We start from the raw sequence: 18,717 nt of genomic DNA on the forward strand, positions 1-18,717 counted from the left end.
GGCCCGAAGCCGCCCTTCGATTCTCGTCAAGCTTCCGCGCCGTCTCCCGCTTTCATTTTCCGGTATTCGCTCGGCGTCACGCCCGTCTTGCGCTTGAACACTTTATAGAAGTGGCTCTCGGACAGAAATCCGGACTGCCCCGCGATGTCGAGAATCGTAGAGTCGGTCTGCTCCAGCAAGCTCTTGACGTAGCGAATGCGCTCGTCCACGATAAAGTCCGACACGGTCGTATGGACCGCTTCCTTGAAAATCGCGCGGATATAGCTCGGCGAGATGGACAGATGGCCGCAGATCTGGTCGATCGACAGCAGCGGATCATGGATATGCCGCCGGATGTAGTCCGTGATCTCCTCCGCCAGCTCCTCCTTGCGTCCCGGCTGTCTCCCGCGGCTCAGCTCTTCGGCCAGTTGGCCGAGCTCGCCTCTCAGCCAGACGATCGCCTCGTCCAGCGTCGAACGGCGATTGATGCTGAGACGGGCTTCCTCGAACGGATAATCCTTGCCCTGCAGCTTCATCATCGTGAACAACGAATAGACGATATGCGTCAGCCGGAACTTGCACTCTTCGTAGCTGAACCCGCGCAGTCTTCCCGCCAGCTCGTCGAGCAGCGCCTCGATGCCTTTTCCTTGTCCCGCCTTGACGATCAGGATCATCTTCTCCACCCAATCGTGATCCGCGTCCCGCGTGACGGCCATCGGCAGATCCGCATGGTCCGCCGCCGTGTACACTTTGCTCTCGCCAAGCAGGAACTTGAGCTGGGTCAGCTCGTAGATTTGCGTATACTGCTTGCGCATGTCCGCGTGCGGGAGAGCCGGCTCGCCGAGCGCCGCCGTCACGTCGATTTGCAGCCACTTGCGAATCTGGGCCACGGCGGCCCGCATCAGATCGAGCGCATGCCCGCGGTCGCCATGCCCGTCGAAAAGGACGACCAGATGGTCTTCGCCCAGATCGACGCATTCCGCTTCGATGCCGCCGTCGCGCCAGATTTCCGCGACGATGTTTTCCATGGCGAACTTCAGCAGCTTCCGCGAAGCGTAGTTGTACGTCTCGGTGAACCGGACGTACGATTCGATGCGCACGACGCCCATGACGACGCCGCTCCCGGACGCGGCAAGCTTCGTCTCGCGTTCGATCAGCCGGCCGGCCGATTCGCTCAACTGCCCTTGGAGCAGCCAGGCGAGCAGCGCTTCGTTTTTCTGGATGCCGTTGTAGTCGCGCACCGTCCGCTGCATGCCGTCCACCTGGCGGATGAGATAGTCGATGCCGCTCTCGAGGGTCTTGTACTCGTCGGACGCCGGATCGGACGCGCCCTCGCCGCCGGGCGGCCGGATCGTCTTTTGCAGCGAGGCCGCCAGCTTGCTGAAAGGCGAGAAGGCCCGGCGGGACTGCCAATACATCGCCGCGATCAAGATGAGCAGCAGCACGAGCGAATACGCGATGATCCGCTGCCTGAAGCTGTCGACGGTGCCCGCCCAGCTCTTCGTATCGGTCAGGGCGTACAGCCGCCAGCCCTGAAATTCCATCGGCGCGAAATTGATATGCCAGACCGCCTGCTCGTCCTCGATCTGATAAGGATCGTCCCCGTCATGCGACAATAGGGCGCGCCTCAGCGCCTCGCCCGCATCCCCGAGCAGCACCTCGCCGTCCCGGTCCAGCAAGAGCATCTCCATGCCGGAGTCCTGCCCCGCCTGGGACAGCATCTCGTAGATCTGGCCTTGATCGAGCATGAGCACGACGCTGCCGCTGCTCGATCCGGCGGAGATGCCTTCGGGCACGACCAGCGCGATCGAACGCGCGCCCCCGGAGCGATGAACGAAAAAGTGCGCGTATCGGCTGTCCTTGACCTGCTCCAGCAGCTCGGGATCTGGAAACTCGGCGACCGAATAAGGCTTGGAGCGCGTATCGAGCACGCGGCCCGTCTTCAGATTCACGAGGAAGCCGTGCGTCACGAGCGCCTCCTGCAATATAAATTCCGAAAAGCCGCGCATAACCTCCTGCGTCTCGAGCGCCCCTTCCTGACCGCTGAGCAGCCATTCGCGAATGCTCAGATCCCGGCTGATCTTGATGCCGTAGGCGGTCAGATTGCCGAACAGAAAGTCGGCGTTGCGCGCCGTCTGATCCACCTTCTGCTGCGAGAAACGGTCGATCTCCGAAAAGGCGTAACGGGAAAAATAATGCGCCAGCGTAAAGGCGAACGGGATGACGAGCAGCGTAAAAAAGATGGACATGAGCAGAAAAATCCGGATATACATTTTCGACCTGACGGATTTCATATCAACCGCCCCTTCTCAACGTCAGAAAGCCTTCCGGCCGGAGCCGGAAGACTTCAACCGCAGCATGAACGAGCCTGTCCTTACGGCTTGGCGGCCAGGAACGCGTCGACCTGCTTCTGATACTCGTTCTGAATCTTCTTGGCGAGCGCCGCGCCTTCCTTCTTGAAGGTCGCCCACGTGCCGTCCGGATCCATCACGCCGTTCATGATGCCCGCATAATACTTTTGTTCGATCTGGTTGTACTGGGCCAATTCGTTCGTCACCGGCGACGCGTCGAAGCTGAAGCCCGTCAGGATGTCTTCGGTGAAGTTCGCCGGATCCTGCTCTTGCTTGTAGATGTCCAGGACGTCCTGGCTGAAATTCGCGTTCATGCGATCGTGCGTCGGGTCCCAGTTCCACATGAAGGGGAACCAGGCGTAGCCGCTGCCGATCGATTTGTACTGCTTGTCGCCGACCGCTTCCCAGTTGACGCCCTCGATGCCGTAAGCCAGCAGATCGTAATTCTCCTGAGAGCTGGCCGCCCAATCCAAGAATTGAATCGCCGCTTCCTTATGAGAGCTGCTCTCGGACAGCGCGATAAAATTGTTCTGCTTGAAATCGGTGATCTGCGCCTTCTGATCGAAGAAATTGACGCTCTCGAGCTCCGCCCCGGCCACGTTATCCTGCACTGCCAGCAGCGCGTCCGGCACGCCGAAGTCGTTGGCGACCAGAATCGCGATCTTGCCGCTCTTCATCTCGGCGCTCATATCCTTGACGGCCAGCACGTCCTGGTGGATGATCTTGTCCTGGTACAGCTGCCGCGCCTCCAGAATCCGGGCCCAGATCTTCGGTTCCATCTCGTCGAACAGATTGTGCACCTTGCCGTCGTTGGCGTTGAAGTAGAGCACGAGCGACTGCCCGAGCGCGCCCGTCGACCGGAAGTACGGATCGTATTCCTCCGACAGGACGAACGGGACGTACGAAGAATTGCCGGTCTGCGTGCCCCAGGGAATGACGCTCGGGTCGTTTTTGCCGACCGCGTAGGCGAATTCCTTCAGCTCGTCAAGCGTTTTGATCGGCCCGATGCCGTATTTCTCTCTCAGATCCTTGCGAATGATATATTGCCGGTTGTTGCCGCCCTGCACGTTCCCTTGCGGGAGGCCGTACACTTTGCCGTTGAATTTGTTCGCTTCGATCATCTTCTCGCTGCGGGCGCCGACGATGTTCGCGCCGTACTGCGCGAGCAGATCGTCGAGCGGCGCGTAGAAGCCGCCGGAGATCATCTCGTTCATATGGAGCTAGGGCGCGTCGAAAATCAGATCGATCGATTCGCCCGCGGTAAGCGACACTTGCGACTTCTGGCCGAAGTCCGCCCATGGCACGAACGTCATATCGAGCTTGATGTTAAGGCCCTTCTCCGCCATCCGCTTCTCGGCTTCCGCGATGACCTTGTCCATGTCCGACGGACGGTCGCCCGGGATCATGATCTTCAGCGAGACCGCGTCCTTGGCGGGAGCCGGCGCCGCGGCGCTTGCGGAGCCCGAGGCGCTCGGCGCGCCCGCGTAGCCGCCGCTTGCGGCCGCGTTCTCCTTATCGTTGCCGCTGCATGCCGCCATGACGGCGGTTGCGAGCATGAGCGCGGCGCCCGTGCTTGCGGTTTTCTTCCATCCCGATTTTAACATATTGAATGGACCTCCCTGATCTATTTTGCTAACCGGCGAACCGGATGTAGCCTGGCTTTGTAGGTCAGCCCTTGACCGCGCCGATCGTCATGCCCCGCACATAGTACTTTTGCAGGAAAGGATAACACAGCACGATCGGCCCGATCGTCACGCAAGCCGTGGCGAGCTGGACGCCGTTCGTCGGCACCGCGACCCGCGCGCCGCCGTTCATCGCGCCGAGATAACGCTGGGCGTCGATGTTGGACATCAGCTGGCGGATCATGAACTGCAGCGGCTGGAGCTTGTAGTCGTCCACGAACAGCAGGGCGAGGTAAAAGTCGTTCCAGTACTGCACCGCGTAGAACAACCCGACGGTGGCGAGCGCCGGCATCGAGATCGGGCATACGATCCTAAAAAAGATGCGCAAATCGTTGGCGCCGTCGACGGTGGCCGACTCGTTCAATTCGTAAGGCAGCGTGCGGAAGTAGGATACGAGTACGAAGACGAAAAACGGATTCAGCAAATACGGCAGGATCATCGCCCATATCGTGTCTTTCAGATGAAGCCAATTCGCGATTAAAATGTAGAACCCGACGATGCCCGCGCCGAACAGCATCGTGAAGTAAGTCAGAAAGCCGAACACGTTCCGGTAGCGGACCTTGCGGTGGGCAAGGCCGTAAGCGAACATCGCGCTGACGGTCAGCGCGGCGATCGAGCCGAGCCCGGTGACGAGCAGGGAGATGCCGTAGCTTCGGAATACCTGGCTGCCCGCGAACAGGAAGCGGTATGCGTACAGTGTGTAGTCGCGCGGAAAAAGCTGAAAGCCGTGCAGCAGGATGCTTTTCTCGCTGTTGAACGAATTGACGACGATCAGCCAGAACGGCAGCAGGCAGACGATCGCGAAAACGATGACGACGGCGTACATCAGCGCGGCGAACGCGCGATCCCGCCCGCTGCCGTTTCGGATGGAGCCTCGCGGCGTTCTAATCGGCATAGCTGGCATAGCGGTACCTCCATCTTGTCGGACGCTTCAGAACAGCGAAGCGTCCTTGTCGTATTTGCGGGCGATGCCGTTGAAGATCAGAATCGTCGCCAGGCCGAGCACCGATTGGTACAGCACGACGCTGGAGGCCATGCCGAAGTTGCCGATCGTCCGCAGCGCCCGGAACGAATAGGTGTCGATGACGTCGGTCGTCGCGAACAGCGCGGCGTTGTCGCCGACGATCGCGTAGATCATCCCGAAGTCCCCGTAGAAGATGCGGCCGACGGCGAGCAGCAGCAGCACGAGCAGCACGGGCCTCAACAGCGGCACCGTAATATAGCGGATCTGCTGGGCGCGGCTCGCGCCGTCCATGCGCGCGCTCTCGTAATACTCCGGCGACAGGCCGCTCAGCGTGGACATGAGGATGACTGACGTGTAGCCTACGGTTTTCCATACGTAGGTCAGCGTCAGCACGATCGGCCAGACGTCCGGCTTGCTGTACCAGCTGACGGGGGACATGCCCCAGCCCTTGAGCAGCCCGTTCAACAAGCCGTCGCTCGTATTGAGCAGCGAGTAGAGCATCATGCTGACGATCATCCACGAGACGAAATAGGGGAGGAAGATCATCGACTGCGCCGTTCTCCGCAGCGCAGCGCCGCGAATCTCGTTCAGGAAGATCGCGATGAACAGCGAGATGGCGAGCGAAAAGCAGATGAACAGCATGTTCAAAAAAATCGTGTTTAACGTCACTTTGATCCAATCTTGTCCCATAAAGAAAAACTTGAAGTTGTCGAACCCGACCCACGGGCTGTTCCACAGGCCCTTGGCCATGCTCAGCTTTTTGAAAGCGATCAGATGGCCGGCCATCGGCACGTAGGCGAACACGATCAGAAATAAAAATCCGGGCAGCATCAGCAAGTATACGAATCTGTTTTGACGCAAGTCTCGCACAAAGCCCACCGTAAAGCGCTCCTTCCCTTTGCACCCCCATCGTACAGATGTCCGCGGGGCAAATGCTACTGTTCATTCCGCCAATGGGCTGTCATTTCCGCCGTGATTCCCGCTGTCTTCGCCGATCGCTTCCCGCCACCAGCTTCGCAGCCGCTCTCTGGCCTCGGGCCGCCGCTCGTAGTAGCCGCCGAGATCGAACGCGGCGTACAGATGACGGCCGTTCGCCGTCAGCAGGGGACGGCCGCTCAGATCGCGGCGAATCGCCGTCGCGCCCGTCAGTTCGACTTCGGCGTACAGATAGCCGGCGCTTCCTCGCCCCTGCTCGCCGTCGATCATCCCGCTGCGCCCGTCCAGCAGATCGAAGCCGGTCGCGCGTACGCCGAACAGGTCGGCCAGACCGTAGCCCGGCGCGAACGGCTGGATCGTCCCGTATTCGCTGAAGTACCCGGTCGCCAGCGAGCCGATCAGGCGTACGCCCCGCTCGTGCGCCCGATGGAGCGCGGCCGCGGTCGCCTCGCCGATCGAGAGCGAATACGGGAGCGCCAGGAGGCTGCCCGGCTCCCAATCCTCCCGGGCCAGATCCTCGTCGCTTGCGAAGCGAACGCGGTAGCCCAGGTCCTCGGCCAGGCGATGCCAGCCGAGCAGCGCGTCACGCATCGTCTCGTCGGGATCGTAGGCGGACGTAAGCAGCAGACTGTCGCGCGAATAATGCAGGTACAGCACGGGGCGTTCCCACAGCGAATCATCGGCTGCGACCCGGCGCGCCTCCGCGACGATCTCCGGCAGCGCGCCGGTGAGCGCGATCGGGCTGCCGTCGAAGCGGACCAGCCCGTTCAGGCCGAATTCCTGGCCGCCGGTCAGCGGACGCCAGAGGAAGAACAGGATCCGCTTCGCGCCGCGCGCGGCATAGGCCGCGGCGCTGTCCAGCAGGAAATCCGGCTCCCACAGCCCGCCGACGAAGTCGATCCGCCAAGGCAGTCGGTGCGGCCCGGCCTGCGTCTCGCTGATCCAGAATTCCGCCCCCGCCGATTCGGCGGCGGAGCGCAGCAGGTCGCAGGAAAAAGCCATCGTATGCTTTTCTTGTTCGCGATTCCCTACGTAAATGTATAAATCCGCTCCAATATATTGCAGTCCCTTGGCCTGCGCCCAATAGTCCTGCGCGAGCCAGACGCTCTGCGGCGTTCCGACCTCGGGAATGTTCGTCCCGACGATCGCTTCCGGGTCCTGCCTGCGGATGAGCGCTAGCTGCCGGCGGATGCCCTCCGTCACGTTGTGATCCCTGAATTGCATCCACGCGAGCCACAGACTCGGATTGCCGCCCGCCTCGCGTGGCGGCTCCAGCTCCTCCCAGTCCGAATAGCTCCGGCTCCAGAAGGCGTTCGCCCACAGCGCGTTCAGCCGCTCCAGGCTGTCATAGCGCGAGCGTACGAACTCGCGAAAGAGCGAGATCGTAGCCGGATGATAATCGTAGATCCGGTCCTTGCCGTGCGATTCGCCGGACGTCGGCTCATTGTCGATCTGCCAGCCCGCCAGCGCCGGATGTTGCTTGTACCGATCGACCAGCCGGTCGACGATCCGCTCGGCGAGCCTTCTCGCGTCCGGATCGTTGTAGGAGATCATGTGCCGGCCGCCGCGGTGCGGGCGCCCGTGCTGGTCGAGCTGCCGGACATGGGGATAGCGGTGCAGCAGCCATTCCGGCGGAGCCGCCGTCGGGGTGCACAGCAGCACCTCCAGTCCGAGCCGGTGAGCCAAAGCCATGAATTCGTCGTACGCGTCGAACCGGAATTCGCCCTCCCGGGGCTCGATCCAGCTCCAGGAAAATTCCCCGAACCGAATTAAGTCGAGGCCGCTCTCCTTGATCAGCCGCATATCCCGCTCCCATTCCTCTTTCGGCCAATGGTCGGGGTAATAGGAGACGCCGCCCGTCAACCCGGCGGTTCGTCCCTTTGGTTGGCCCTGTGTCATCCATACCGCTCTCCTCTGCCTCAACCTGCGTCGGGGGACGGGCGTCCGGCCCCTCCCGTTTCCCGCGATGCGGGATCCGAGGACCGCCAATCGCCGCCCGCCGCACCTTTGCTAAGCCAATCTAGCACAACGCCGTCCCCGTAGGGTACTGCTCGATTCGACACCTTCCTGCTGCCTTCGACACTTCGCGGTCAAAGCAGCAGTCCCAGGAGAACGCAGAAAAAAACGGGACGTGCGGCGCTGGGCGCCGCATCGTCCCGATCAGCGATCAGGCAAGGCTTGTCCGCCGACAAGCGATGGTGTATGTGTGAAGCCTTTCGTCCGCTGCGGGCGGCAGCGCGGATTTAATAAATCTGAAGCTCGCCCATCTGCGCATGCGGAGATGCGCTGTTCGACGTGAACTGCAGCCGCACGTAGCGGACGTTCGCCGTGGCGAAGCAGACAGTCACGGTGTTGGATTGGGCAGGATCGAAGGCGTAGACGGCCGACGCCGCCAGATCGGCGTAGGTCGTATTGTCCGCGCTCCCTTGGATGGACAGCGTCTGCGTTCGCGCCGACCAGCCTGCCGGCAGCTTCATCGCGACCGCGCCCACATTCGCCGCCGCGCCGAGATCGACGGTCAGCGTCGCCGGATTGGCCGCAGACTCCCAGTAATCCGCCGCATTGCCGTTGTTCGCCAGCGTCGCGTCGTGCCCGCTCGCGCTGCCGCTCGCCGCGGTCGTCTTGCCCGCCGCGAGCTCCGTACCCGCCGCGTGCGACCACACCTGCAGCTCCGCGATCTGCCCCTTGCCTGCCGTCGCGCTGTTGCCGGTGAAGACGAGCTTTACGTAACGGGTCGCGGCCCCGCTCAGCGTCACGGCAACGGCATTGCCCGTCGTCGGGTCGAACGAATAGGCGGCCGATGCCGCCAGATCGGCGAAGGTCGTATTGTCCGCGCTGCCCTGCACGGTCAGCGTCTGCGTCCGAGCCGCCCAGCCCGCCGGCAGCTTCAATACCGCGGCGTCGACCGCGTAAGACGCGCCCAGGTCGACCGTCAGCGTCGAAGCTGCCGCGGACCCTTCCCAATAATCGGCCGTATTCCCGTTGTTGGCCAGCGCCGCGCCGTGTCCCGCCGCGGAGCCGCTCGCCAAGATTGTCTTGCCCTGCGCCAGCTCGGTGCCGGACGAGATCGTATAGCGTTTCGTCCCGTCGCTCTGGGCGACGGCTACCGCGAACGTGACCGTCCGCCCCGAGAGCGCGGCCGGGACGACGACGCCGTTCGCCGTCACCTTCAGCTTCGCCGTCGCGAACCCGGCCGGCAGCGTCACCTTCACCGTGCCGCCGCTCGTGCCCGCATACCGGCCCTCGATCAGATAGCTGCTTGCCAGCTTCGCGCTGACGCCGAAGCTGCCGCCCGACCGCTCAAGGACAAAGTCGCCGTAGCCGACCTTGGTCCCGTCGAACAGCGCCAACTCCCCGGCATTCGCGTATGCGACCTTGCCGTTAATAACAATCGAGCCGTCGGTCGTATTCGCCGTCGTATCCGTATCGATGACATATTCGTTGCCCAGCTTGGCGCCGTAGGTCTTGCTCGTGATCGTGTAGGCGGAAGCGGTGCGCGGCTCGACGATATGCAGCTCGTCGCCCGGACCGTCCTTGACCGTCTGAATCGCCGGCGCGTCGAAGTAATGGATCAGCTCCAGATTCGCGCCGAGCTCATAGGTGTTCGTTCCGTTCGTATAGTTTGTTTTGCCCGCGAAGGGGGCGCCGCTGTTGTGGACGTATTCGGCTTTGAAGTCGTATTCGGCGCCGGCGGTCAGCGCGACGTTCGTCTTGACGTTGCCGACCGAATTGTAGACCAGCGTGCCGCCGACCCAAATCTTCAGTTGATTCGCGGCGCCCACGGTGCTGTTGTAGAACTGGAACGTGCCGGAAGCCGGCGCCTTGAGCTTGGACGTCCAGCGGATCGAGTAGCTGCTTCCGATTCCCGGAGGGAGCGTGTCGCTGTCCTTGTCGCCCGCCATATCGACCTCGAACCGGGCGCCGCTGATCGTCGTATAGTACAGATTCGTGAACGTCGTATCGTTGTAATAATCCATTTTCGCCGCGCGCGAACTGTTGTTGTTCCAATAGAAGGTGCCGTTCTGCGTCGTGTTGTTCATGTCGTCGTATACGGCCAAATATTTGTTTTTGACCATCATGACGCTGCGGGACAAATAGTTGTTGTAATTGTTGTTCATCGCGGCGGCCTTGTAGTACTGGGCGAAGTCGAAGTCGTACAGGACGCCGTCGACCGCGTGCGCGGACAGCGTCCGGGCGCCGCCGCTGTCGAACACCGACAGCTGCGCGATGTCGAGCGCGTCGCCGTTGGATTCCGGCGTATTCCAGCTCCAATTTTTGCCGCCCGCCGAATAGTACAGCTGTCCGTTGCTGGCGACGCCCCAACGGTAGCCCGAGCCGTACAGCGTCTGCAGCGTCACGAACGCCTCGTTCGGGCCGCCGAAGTCGTACCAGAGCACAGGTCCGTAATCGTTATATAGCTTGGACGCGTGAACGGGAGGCGCGACGCCCTCTTTGCCTTTCGTAATCCGGTACAGCAAATATTTGCCTTCGATCAGCCCTTGCCCGCTCATCAGGACGGCCGTATCGTAGAAGCCCTGCATCCGCTCGCCGCTCTCGTAGATCGATCCGACGCCGTAGGTGTGCGCCCCCATCGGGATGACGCCCCGGTTCGGCAGGCCGACGTCAGCGATCGTGTCGATCGTCCAATCCATTAACGAAGTGACGACCGGATTGTCATAGATCAGCGTGCCGTCGTACTTCTGCATGGCGACGGCCGCGACGTTCGCCCGGACGAGAGAGGCCGGCCAGTAGTTGCCGACATTCTCCAGCCAGCGTCCGCCGGCGGCGTTCAGCGCCGTATTCGCCTGCCGCGTGTACACCGACAGCCATTCCTCCCAGAACGACATGAAGTCGTCCCGCCACTGCTTCGCGTCCGGATGATCCTTGAACACGTAGGCGCCGATCGGAATCGCCTTCTTGAACGACATGATGAAGTTCGGATGGCCGCCCATCATGCTGTGCTGCGGCAAGCCGTTGTCGCCGGTCATCTCCCCGAGCATGAAGGCCAGAATCGCGCGCACCTGCTTGCGCTGCGCCTCCGTCCAGCCCGAGCGGCTGTTGGCATAATCGATGAGCCATTGATTGGCATATTCGTAGTTCAAGAAGCCCGCGTTGAAATAATCCCAGTATTTGAACGGATGAACGAGCGCGGCGCCGCGGAAGTTGTTGCGGTTGGCGGTCCAGAACTGGGCGTACGTATAGGCGGTGCCCCCGGTCTCGTAAGGCGTCAGTGCCTCGTTCCAATCGAGCGTCAGATCCTTGTACCGGTCTAGGCTGAAGTCGGAGAGCTTGGCAAACAGCTTCGCGTCGGGCGCCGAGCCGAACTGGTCGGCTCCGCTTAACGCCGTGAAGTCGATCGCCTGGCCGTGCGCCTTGAAGTCGCTGTACAGCGTATACATGCGCGGCGCCGGCACCGTGGCGGCTTTGGCGTCGTTCGCGCTGATGCCCGCGACGACCATCTCGCTGCGCGGCAGCACGCCGAACGCCCAATGGCGCTCGGTCCCGACCAGCTTGGTCAGCATGTACTTGTCGCCGCCGTAGTCGTAGAAGTACAGATTCTCCGGCTTGTCGGCAGCGTCCCAACTGTACCTGACAGAGGTCTTCCAATCCGCCAATCTGTATTCGCTGAAGATAAGGCCGTTGTCCCCGTCGTCCTTCCACAGGCTGATCGAACGCGGCGTATGCCCCGTGTTCGGCGAATACAGGCCGAGATTGACCGGCAGCTTGCCCGCCGCATCGACGCCGTAGCCGTACGCGGCCGCATAGCCGTCGTTGCTGCCCCAGTTCGTCCCGCCGTAGCCGCCGTTGCTGAACGAGATGCGCCCGTTCGGATCGACGCCGTTCTTGTAGGACAGCTTGAAGGAGACGCCGTCCGCTTCCGTCAATCCGGAGAGGGACTCGTCGTAGGCGACATACTTTTCATTGTGCCGGACGGTCAGGACGACCGCATAAGACTTGCCGCCGGTGAGTGAATAGCTCACTCTATATTTTAAATACAGCGGCCCGTCCTCCAGGACCTCGCCCGTCACGCGGCTCGCCGTCGCCGCGGCAGGCGCGACGAAGGATCCTGCTCCGATCAGCGTGCCCGCCTCGCGGCCATAGGCGATGATCGGCGCGTTCAGGCCGGACAGGGCGACCGCGCTATAATCCACGCTTCCGTAAGGCACCTTGATCTGCTGGAAATTGGCCGACAGCGTCGCCGTATGGTCCCCGTTGTCCGTCAAAGTTACATGGTCGGTAAAGGAAGGCGTATAGTCCGTATCCTGAACGAGGGCATACGTCTTGGTCGCCAGCTTGGCAAGGCCGGTCCGGAAGCTCACGGTCGCGCTCGTCAGATAGCCGCCGGACTGCGCGACGTTCGACAGCTGGTACTCGATCGCCGCGCCCGCCGCATCGGTCAGCTTCAGATGACTTGCCGTTGCGGAGCCTGCGGGGAATGCAACGTCGTAGCTGACGAGCTCCTCCGGAAAATCGTATATGCCCATCTCGTCCTTCAGTACGAACTGCGTGATCGCCGTCGTCGTTGCATGCGTTTCCCGCGGCCATGCCCACAAGGCTGCCGCCGCGCATATCGCAAGCGTGAACAGCCGAAGCCCGAATTTTCTCAATTGATCGCACCCTTCCCTCTGTACGGTTTACATTCGCGGTTTCATTGAATTCGCTTTCAAAAACGGACGTCTTCATCTGCTTCTCGTCCGACCGAAGTCCGCACGCCCTCCTTCCTGCCGATAAATCGAAGAACAAGGCCTAAACTAGCATGCTTGCCCGCCTGAAATCTACTGCTGTCTTCGCTATTCGCCTGCTCTCTCCGCGACAAAAAGAGACCGCGCGGACGCGGTCCCTGACGATAGGGCCAAAAAAGCCGTTCTGCTCAGCCATGCGCTTCTTTGAGCCGAACCGCATGCCAGTCCGTCCGATAATAGCGTATGGCCACGGTCGTGCCGAGCACGGTCAGAAACGTATACAGCGCGAGCCATGCCCCCACGCTGCCCCAGTCCGCCACCCGGACGAGCAAGTACGTGAGCGGCACGAACAGCAGGAAGCTGAGCGCAAGGGACGCGCGCATCAGGAACGTCGTATCCCCGATCCCGCGCAGCCCTCCGGCGTAGAAGTTGTAAAGCGCATCGAAGATCTGCAAGAAGGCCGACACTTGAATGAGTCTCGCGGCGATGTCGTATACGAGCGGGTCGTCGCTGAACATCCGCGCGATCGGGACCGCCCAGATCAGCTCCGCCGTGCCGAGCAGCAAAATGAACAAGCTGCCCAACACCGCCGTATCCGTGCCGGCCTTGCGCGCGAGCAGCGGCTGGCCGCGTCCGATCTCCTGGCCGACCAGGATCGTCGCCGTCGATCCGAAGGCGAACGCCGGCATGAAGCCGAACGACATGACGTTCAGCGCCACCTCGTTCGCCGCGAGCGCCGCGTCTCCAAGCCGGGCGACGAACATCGTGAAAATGTACATCGATACGCTCATCGAAAATTCCATCAGTCCGAGCTTGCCGCTCTCCTGGGCGACGAGCCGCAGCTCCTTCCAATCCGGCTTCGGGATCGCGCGCGTGCCGAACTTGCGGTGCATCGGTCCGTAGAAGACGAGCAGGCATAGCGCGAGCTGGATCGCTTCCCCGATGAGGATGGCCCAGCCGGCTCCCTTGACCCCGAGCTCGGGCAAACCCAGCGCGCCGTTGACGAAGCCGTAGGTCAGGCCGATCATGATCAAATTGGAGACGATCGCCACGATCATCGAGATGCGCGTATTCCCGACGCCGCGGAAAAAACCGTGGAACACGAAGCTGACGATGCCGAACGCCATCGCGTAAAATCGCAGCTCGAGGTAGTCGGCGCCCGTCCGCACCACGTTCTCCGATCCGCCTGTTAACGTGAGCACGCCCTCGCTCGCCAGCCAGCCGGCCAGCACGATCAGCGCGCCGATGCCGACGCTCGCGGTCAACGCCAAATACGTCCGGTCGATCCCCTTGCGCATCTCCCCCGCCCCGTAATTTTGCGCGACGAGGTAATTGACCGTGTGCCCGATGCCCGAGAACAGCGCGAACACGTTATACATAATAATATTGGAAACGCCGACGACGGCAATGACGACGATGCCCAGATGCCCGACCATGATCAGGTTCACGGTGCCGGTGACCGTCTGCGTCGCGAACGCGAACAAAGACGGCAGCGCGAGCATCATGATTTGTTGCCAATTGCGAAGAAATGTCATGTCGATATGAACCTCTTTTGTCAGATGTTCATATAGTCTGCCTGAGGCTATGGCGGAAGTCAATGGATTAAACGGCGCTTGTCTTCGTTTAAACGTTCAACGTTAAGCGCGCCGCTGCCTTCGGACGATCGCTTTTAAGCAGCACCGTGTAGGACGATCCCCAATCCGGTCGATCGGCTACGACGAGCTCCAGCGTCAGGAATCGTATAGTAAGCAGGCTTGGGTTCGGCCGGCCAGCAGACGATGCTGTTGTTGGCGGCGGTCGGCCACGGCTCGTTGTAGCACCAGTTGAGCGCCATCGCGCACTTGGGCTTCTGGCGTCTCGATTCCTCGTAGATGCACTTGTAGCCTTCCGCCTGGAGCAGCTGGCCCTGCTCGACGAGCTGCTCCAGCGTCTCGTGCGGACCGAAGTAGTATTCCAGCTGATCCGACATCAGCCACATGTTTTCGGCCAGCGCGTTGAACGCATGATGGCTCTCCCATGCCGTGCCCGGCTTCGGCGGATAAAGGTCTTCCGGAGGGATGAAGCGTCTCAACTGCTCGACCGGCGAAGGCGAGGGCACGCCGAATTCCGTATAGGCCGTATTTTGCGAGCGGAACATCGCCTGGAACACGTCTTCCCCCGTCTCGTATCGGAACACGTAATGCCCGTGGCCCATGCCCTCGAGCGGCGAGGTCATGATGAACGGCGTGGACGGGTCCAGCTCATAGCAGTTCGCGTTCAGCAGCCTGAGCGGATACGATTGATCGGTCATTCCCGACCAGGCGTTGAACAGCTCGTTGCCGCCGCACCAGAGGACGACGCAGGCATGCTTGCGCAAGCGCCCGATGATGGAGCGCGACTCCTGATCCAGCACTTTCAGATAGGATGGGGAGTCGGGATACGAATTGCAGGCCAGCGGGAACTCCTGCCAGACCATGAGGCCCAACTCGTCGCATTGCTCGAAGAAGGATGCCTTGTTGACGATGCCGCCGCCCCATACGCGCAGCATATTCATATTCGCCGATTTGGCGAGCTCCAGCAGCCGGACAGCGCCGGCACGTCCAAGCGGGCGCGGTACGTCCAGTATTTGTCCTCCATCCACTCGTACTGCCGCCAGTTGTCGCCGTAATCGTGATCGTCCCAACCTTCGGCCTTGGCCCAGTCCAGCTGGACCGCGCCCGGCACCGTGGCGGGCACCAGGCGTTCCGGCGCGCCGTCCGCGGTATCGCTCCAGCCGACCTGCCAATCTATCGCGTAAGTTTTGAACATGCCGGCGCCTCCGATCAGCGATAATCCAGACATAAGATCCAGTCGTTGCCTCTCCCGCGGGACGGAGGCGTGAAGGCGCGGATCTCTTCCGGCTCGAACTCGCCGATGAGCGACGATTGGCCGGTGCGCGGACAGTGCCAGGATGCCACTACGCGATCGCCCGGTATGCGCGTTAGCGCCGCTTGGACGGGCAGACCGTTCGGACAGTAGATCAGGCCGTAACCGGGCCCGCTCGTGGCCGTCATATAGTTAGAGCCCGTGTAATTGTGCGCGATCAGCTCCTGATTCGGCACGCGCGAGGCAAGATCCCGGGATTCCATCAGCGCGCGCAAGTGCTTCATCTGCGCGGCTCCCGGACGGTGCAGCGCCTCCTGCCAGCTCATGATGAAAAAAACGCCGGGCTCGTCGAACTCGACGGAGCTGTATGCGCCGCCGCACATCGACCAGACGGAGTGATGCCCGTACGTGTGGCCGAATCCGCCGGCGAATACGGCGTAATAAGCGGCCTTGCGCACGTCGGCTTCGTCAAAATAGCCGTTGTCGGCGTTGAACCCGCGCGGAATGTCCTCGTAGCAGGGCTCCGCATCGAACGTCGGCTTCGCGGGAAGCTTGGCGTAGTCGGCTTGCACGAGCTTATAGTTGGTGCGTTCCCCGACGTCATGCGACGACTGGATCATGTTAAAGTCCAGCCAAGGCTCGTCGTGCACGTGCAGCGAGGACGAGATGCCGCCGTTCGGATGGAAGGTACGCAGATGACGCCCCTCGTCGCCGTCAGCCAAGCCGCTTGCCAGCCGATTCGTGATCTCGAAGTGCTGCCGCGTCTGAAGCGGCCGGTCGCCGCCGAGCACCCAAATGACGTTCGGCTCGTTTTTGTACCGTTCTCCCAGCCAGCGGCCGTACGCATAAGCGTTGTCCGGCGTAAAAATCTCCGGCCCCTTGCCCCACAGTTGATTGAATTTGTCGCCCCAGGTCGGCAGCAGCGCGATATAGATGCCCAGCTCCGCGGCCATGCGGACGATCGCGTCGACGTGATCCCAATAGGAGTATTCGCCGTCCGTATCCGGCCGCAACGGATCGACCGATCCGTCGCTCAGGACGGTCAACGGCTTGCGACCGTATGCATTGTTCGTCGTGACGCCTTCGAATTCCGCCAGCGCGACGGCTTGCACCACATTAAACGACTGCGCCGCCCTGGTCCGCAAGTATAGCTCCGCTTCCTCCAGGTTCAGCTTGTGGAACAGCTCCCATGCCGTATCCCCGAGCCAGAAGAAGGGCTTCCCGTCCGCCGTGGTCAATATCCGTCCATTGTCTCCGACATGGAGCGCTTGCATCGCCTTGCTCATCCCTCGTCTCCTCCTCCTTGACGCGCCGCAGCTTCCGCGCGGCATTCGATTAATTCGTCAATACGCCCTTGCCGAACGCCAGATGCTCCCGGATCAGCCGTCGGCACTTCTCTTCGTCTCCGTCAGCCAGCGCCCGGAAGATGTCCAGATGATCCCGATACGCGGCCTGCATCCGGTTCGGCACCCGGCGGATAATCCGGAGCGCGAACCGGTACAGATGCGCCTGATACATCGTCATCACCGCGTGAATCTCGGCATTGCCGGAAAATCGGCTCAGGAGCAGATGGAATTCGGAGTCCGATCTCGTGAAGCCAGGCTCGTCCTCTTCGTCGGCGGTTTGTTTCTGCCTTGCGAGATTATGCTCGAGCAGGTCGGCCTCGTGCGGCTTGAGGCGACCTGCCAGCTGGCCGCAGATGTGAAGCTCGAGCACCATGCGCAGTTCAAAGATGTCGCGGACTTTGTCGATCGCCAGATCCTTGACGAGGATGCCCTGCTTGGGCGATACCTGAACGAAGCCTTCGGATTCCAGCCGGTCCAACGCCGACTTGATCGGCGTCTTGCTCATGCCCAAAAATTCGATCAATCGGCGCTCCGACAAAAAAGCGCCCGGATGAAACGTCTCGTTTAAAATCGCCTCGTGGATTTTCCTGTAGGCGCGTTCCTTCATCAGTTCTGCGGGTTTCTGAACGTGTGATTCGGTCACTGAAAATCAACCGCCCTTGTGCGTGATCTTATTGCAACCCTATTTTAACATTCGGGTCGGATTCAGTCCCCGTCCAGGCTCGGCCTAGAGGCGCGATTGCAGCACGCTTTGCCGCTATGCCAACCCAAGTCGCGGCCCTGAGGTGCGATAGCGGCACGCTTTTCCTCTATGCCTACCCAAGCCGCGGCCCCGAGGTGCGATAGCGGCACGCTTTTCCTCTATGCCTCCCCTATCGGTGACCGAGTGGCCGGATCGCGAACGACTTCATGCCGCTCCGCGCTTCGGTAGACCGCGAAGATGAGATTCAGCGTCCGCACGTTGTCTTCGCCGCTCGTCTGGAAGGGCCGGCCGTCGTTCAGACATTCGATGAAATGCGATTGCAGCCTGAAATGGCTCTCCGCATGATCCAGCTCCGTCCGCTCGGCCACGACCGTCTCCGCGCCTTGCCCGTCGATCAAGGTGATTTTGCCGTCCATATACAGCTTTACCGTCCCCCGCTCGCCTTCGATGACGATCTGCTCCCGATGCTCGGCCCGCACTTGCTCCGCAGGCGGTCCGTCCAGCTCCCGCCGGGTCGCCCAGCTCATGTCCATGACGACATACGCGTCATCGTAGCCAAGCGTCACGATACCGCTGTCCTCGCCCGCGATATGCGGGCTCACCCGCAGCGTCTCCGCGTATAGCCGCTGCGGGTCGCCGAAGAAGAAACGCAGCGTGTCGAACCAATGCGCGCCCATCTCGTAAAACAGCAGCCGGGGCATCTCGCGGAAAAACGGCTGCGGCAGCGGGATGCCCGGCGCCATCCGCGACGTGTAGTAATCCGTATGAATGTACCGGCCGACCTGAACCCGGCCGATCGTTCCCTTCTCGAGCACCCGCTTGATGATCTGGTTCGGCTCCAGCCACCGCCAGTTCTCGGTCACCATCAGCCGCACGCCGCACGCTTCCGCGATCCGCACCATCTCCTCGGCCTCCTCCGGCGACGACGCGAACGGCTTCTGGCACATGATGTGCTTGCCTGCCCGCGCGGCGCGGGTGACCAGCTCCAGATGCGTCTCCGGGCCCGTGACGATATCCACGACGTTCACGTCGTCGCGGGCAAAAAAATCGTCCAGGCTCGTATAGAGCGACGCGTGCGGAATGCCGAACTCCGCCCCCCGTCGTTCCAATTTCCCGGGGCTTCTGTTGCAAAGCGCCGCTATCTCCGCGCCGGGAATCCGCCGCCACGCATTCAGATGATTCACGGACCAATAACCGGTTCCGATCAATCCAACCTTCCACATCGCCTT

General features: G+C 61.6%; 13 protein-coding genes. All 13 read right to left on the minus strand.

Annotated elements, in window-relative coordinates; all coding sequences use genetic code 11:
- Window positions 1-26: 26 nt before the first annotated feature.
- Window positions 27-2,273: a helix-turn-helix domain-containing protein gene (locus tag ACFSR7_RS11795; RefSeq protein WP_378161678.1), complete on the minus strand. Its 2,247-nt coding sequence runs from the start codon at window positions 2,271-2,273 to the stop codon at window positions 27-29.
- Between the two features lie 80 nt (window positions 2,274-2,353).
- A complete protein-coding gene (locus ACFSR7_RS11800; protein WP_378161680.1) occupies window positions 2,354-3,544 on the minus strand; it encodes an extracellular solute-binding protein in 1,191 nt (396 codons plus the stop codon).
- Window positions 3,545-3,550: 6 nt separating this feature from the next.
- Complete coding sequence (locus ACFSR7_RS11805; protein ID WP_378161682.1) at window positions 3,551-3,934, minus strand: hypothetical protein; 384 nt, start codon at window positions 3,932-3,934, stop codon at window positions 3,551-3,553.
- A 64-nt stretch (window positions 3,935-3,998) separates the two neighbouring features.
- Complete coding sequence (locus ACFSR7_RS11810; protein ID WP_378161684.1) at window positions 3,999-4,916, minus strand: carbohydrate ABC transporter permease; 918 nt, start codon at window positions 4,914-4,916, stop codon at window positions 3,999-4,001.
- A 27-nt stretch (window positions 4,917-4,943) separates the two neighbouring features.
- Entirely contained in the window at window positions 4,944-5,855 is a 912-nt protein-coding gene (locus ACFSR7_RS11815) for an ABC transporter permease subunit (RefSeq protein ID WP_378161686.1), read from the minus strand.
- Between the two features lie 63 nt (window positions 5,856-5,918).
- Window positions 5,919-7,811 carry a beta-galactosidase gene (locus tag ACFSR7_RS11820; protein WP_378161688.1) on the minus strand — a complete coding sequence of 631 codons (1,893 nt, stop codon included), beginning with the start codon at window positions 7,809-7,811 and terminating at the stop codon, window positions 5,919-5,921.
- A 344-nt stretch (window positions 7,812-8,155) separates the two neighbouring features.
- Complete coding sequence (locus tag ACFSR7_RS11825) at window positions 8,156-12,520, minus strand: galactose-binding domain-containing protein (RefSeq protein ID WP_378161689.1); 4,365 nt, start codon at window positions 12,518-12,520, stop codon at window positions 8,156-8,158.
- 263 nt (window positions 12,521-12,783) lie between these two features.
- Window positions 12,784-14,130 carry an MATE family efflux transporter gene (locus ACFSR7_RS11830; RefSeq protein WP_378161691.1) on the minus strand — a complete coding sequence of 449 codons (1,347 nt, stop codon included), beginning with the start codon at window positions 14,128-14,130 and terminating at the stop codon, window positions 12,784-12,786.
- A 134-nt stretch (window positions 14,131-14,264) separates the two neighbouring features.
- Window positions 14,265-15,122: a hypothetical protein gene (locus ACFSR7_RS11835; RefSeq protein WP_378161693.1), complete on the minus strand. Its 858-nt coding sequence runs from the start codon at window positions 15,120-15,122 to the stop codon at window positions 14,265-14,267.
- A gap of 2 nt (window positions 15,123-15,124) precedes the next feature.
- Window positions 15,125-15,382: a glycosyl hydrolase 2 galactose-binding domain-containing protein gene (locus ACFSR7_RS11840; protein WP_378161695.1), complete on the minus strand. Its 258-nt coding sequence runs from the start codon at window positions 15,380-15,382 to the stop codon at window positions 15,125-15,127.
- A gap of 14 nt (window positions 15,383-15,396) precedes the next feature.
- Window positions 15,397-16,725 (minus strand): glycoside hydrolase family 140 protein, encoded by a 1,329-nt coding sequence (locus tag ACFSR7_RS11845; protein ID WP_378161697.1) that lies wholly within the window; start codon window positions 16,723-16,725, stop codon window positions 15,397-15,399.
- A gap of 49 nt (window positions 16,726-16,774) precedes the next feature.
- Complete coding sequence (locus ACFSR7_RS11850; protein WP_378161699.1) at window positions 16,775-17,428, minus strand: GntR family transcriptional regulator; 654 nt, start codon at window positions 17,426-17,428, stop codon at window positions 16,775-16,777.
- Between the two features lie 218 nt (window positions 17,429-17,646).
- Entirely contained in the window at window positions 17,647-18,711 is a 1,065-nt protein-coding gene (locus ACFSR7_RS11855; protein WP_378161701.1) for a Gfo/Idh/MocA family protein, read from the minus strand.
- Window positions 18,712-18,717: the final 6 nt, after the last annotated feature.

The organism is Cohnella sp. GCM10020058 (assembly GCF_042683485.1).
Classification (GTDB): Bacteria; Bacillota; Bacilli; order Paenibacillales; family Paenibacillaceae; genus Cohnella.

Bases quoted from the DNA above. Each gene is read 5' to 3' on its own strand.
- ACFSR7_RS11840 (WP_378161695.1), bottom strand. From the start codon at position 15,382: ATGTTCAAAACTTACGCGATAGATTGGCAGGTCGGCTGGAGCGATACC.
- ACFSR7_RS11820 (WP_378161688.1), bottom strand. From the start codon at position 7,811: ATGACACAGGGCCAACCAAAGGGACGAACCGCCGGGTTGACGGGCGGC.
- ACFSR7_RS11855 (WP_378161701.1), bottom strand. From the start codon at position 18,711: ATGTGGAAGGTTGGATTGATCGGAACCGGTTATTGGTCCGTGAATCAT.
- ACFSR7_RS11845 (WP_378161697.1), bottom strand. From the start codon at position 16,725: ATGAGCAAGGCGATGCAAGCGCTCCATGTCGGAGACAATGGACGGATA.
- ACFSR7_RS11800 (WP_378161680.1), bottom strand. From the start codon at position 3,544: ATGAACGAGATGATCTCCGGCGGCTTCTACGCGCCGCTCGACGATCTG.
- ACFSR7_RS11795 (WP_378161678.1), bottom strand. From the start codon at position 2,273: ATGAAATCCGTCAGGTCGAAAATGTATATCCGGATTTTTCTGCTCATG.
- ACFSR7_RS11835 (WP_378161693.1), bottom strand. From the start codon at position 15,122: ATGCTGCGCGTATGGGGCGGCGGCATCGTCAACAAGGCATCCTTCTTC.
- ACFSR7_RS11830 (WP_378161691.1), bottom strand. From the start codon at position 14,130: ATGACATTTCTTCGCAATTGGCAACAAATCATGATGCTCGCGCTGCCG.
- ACFSR7_RS11805 (WP_378161682.1), bottom strand. From the start codon at position 3,934: ATGTTAAAATCGGGATGGAAGAAAACCGCAAGCACGGGCGCCGCGCTC.
- ACFSR7_RS11810 (WP_378161684.1), bottom strand. From the start codon at position 4,916: ATGCCAGCTATGCCGATTAGAACGCCGCGAGGCTCCATCCGAAACGGC.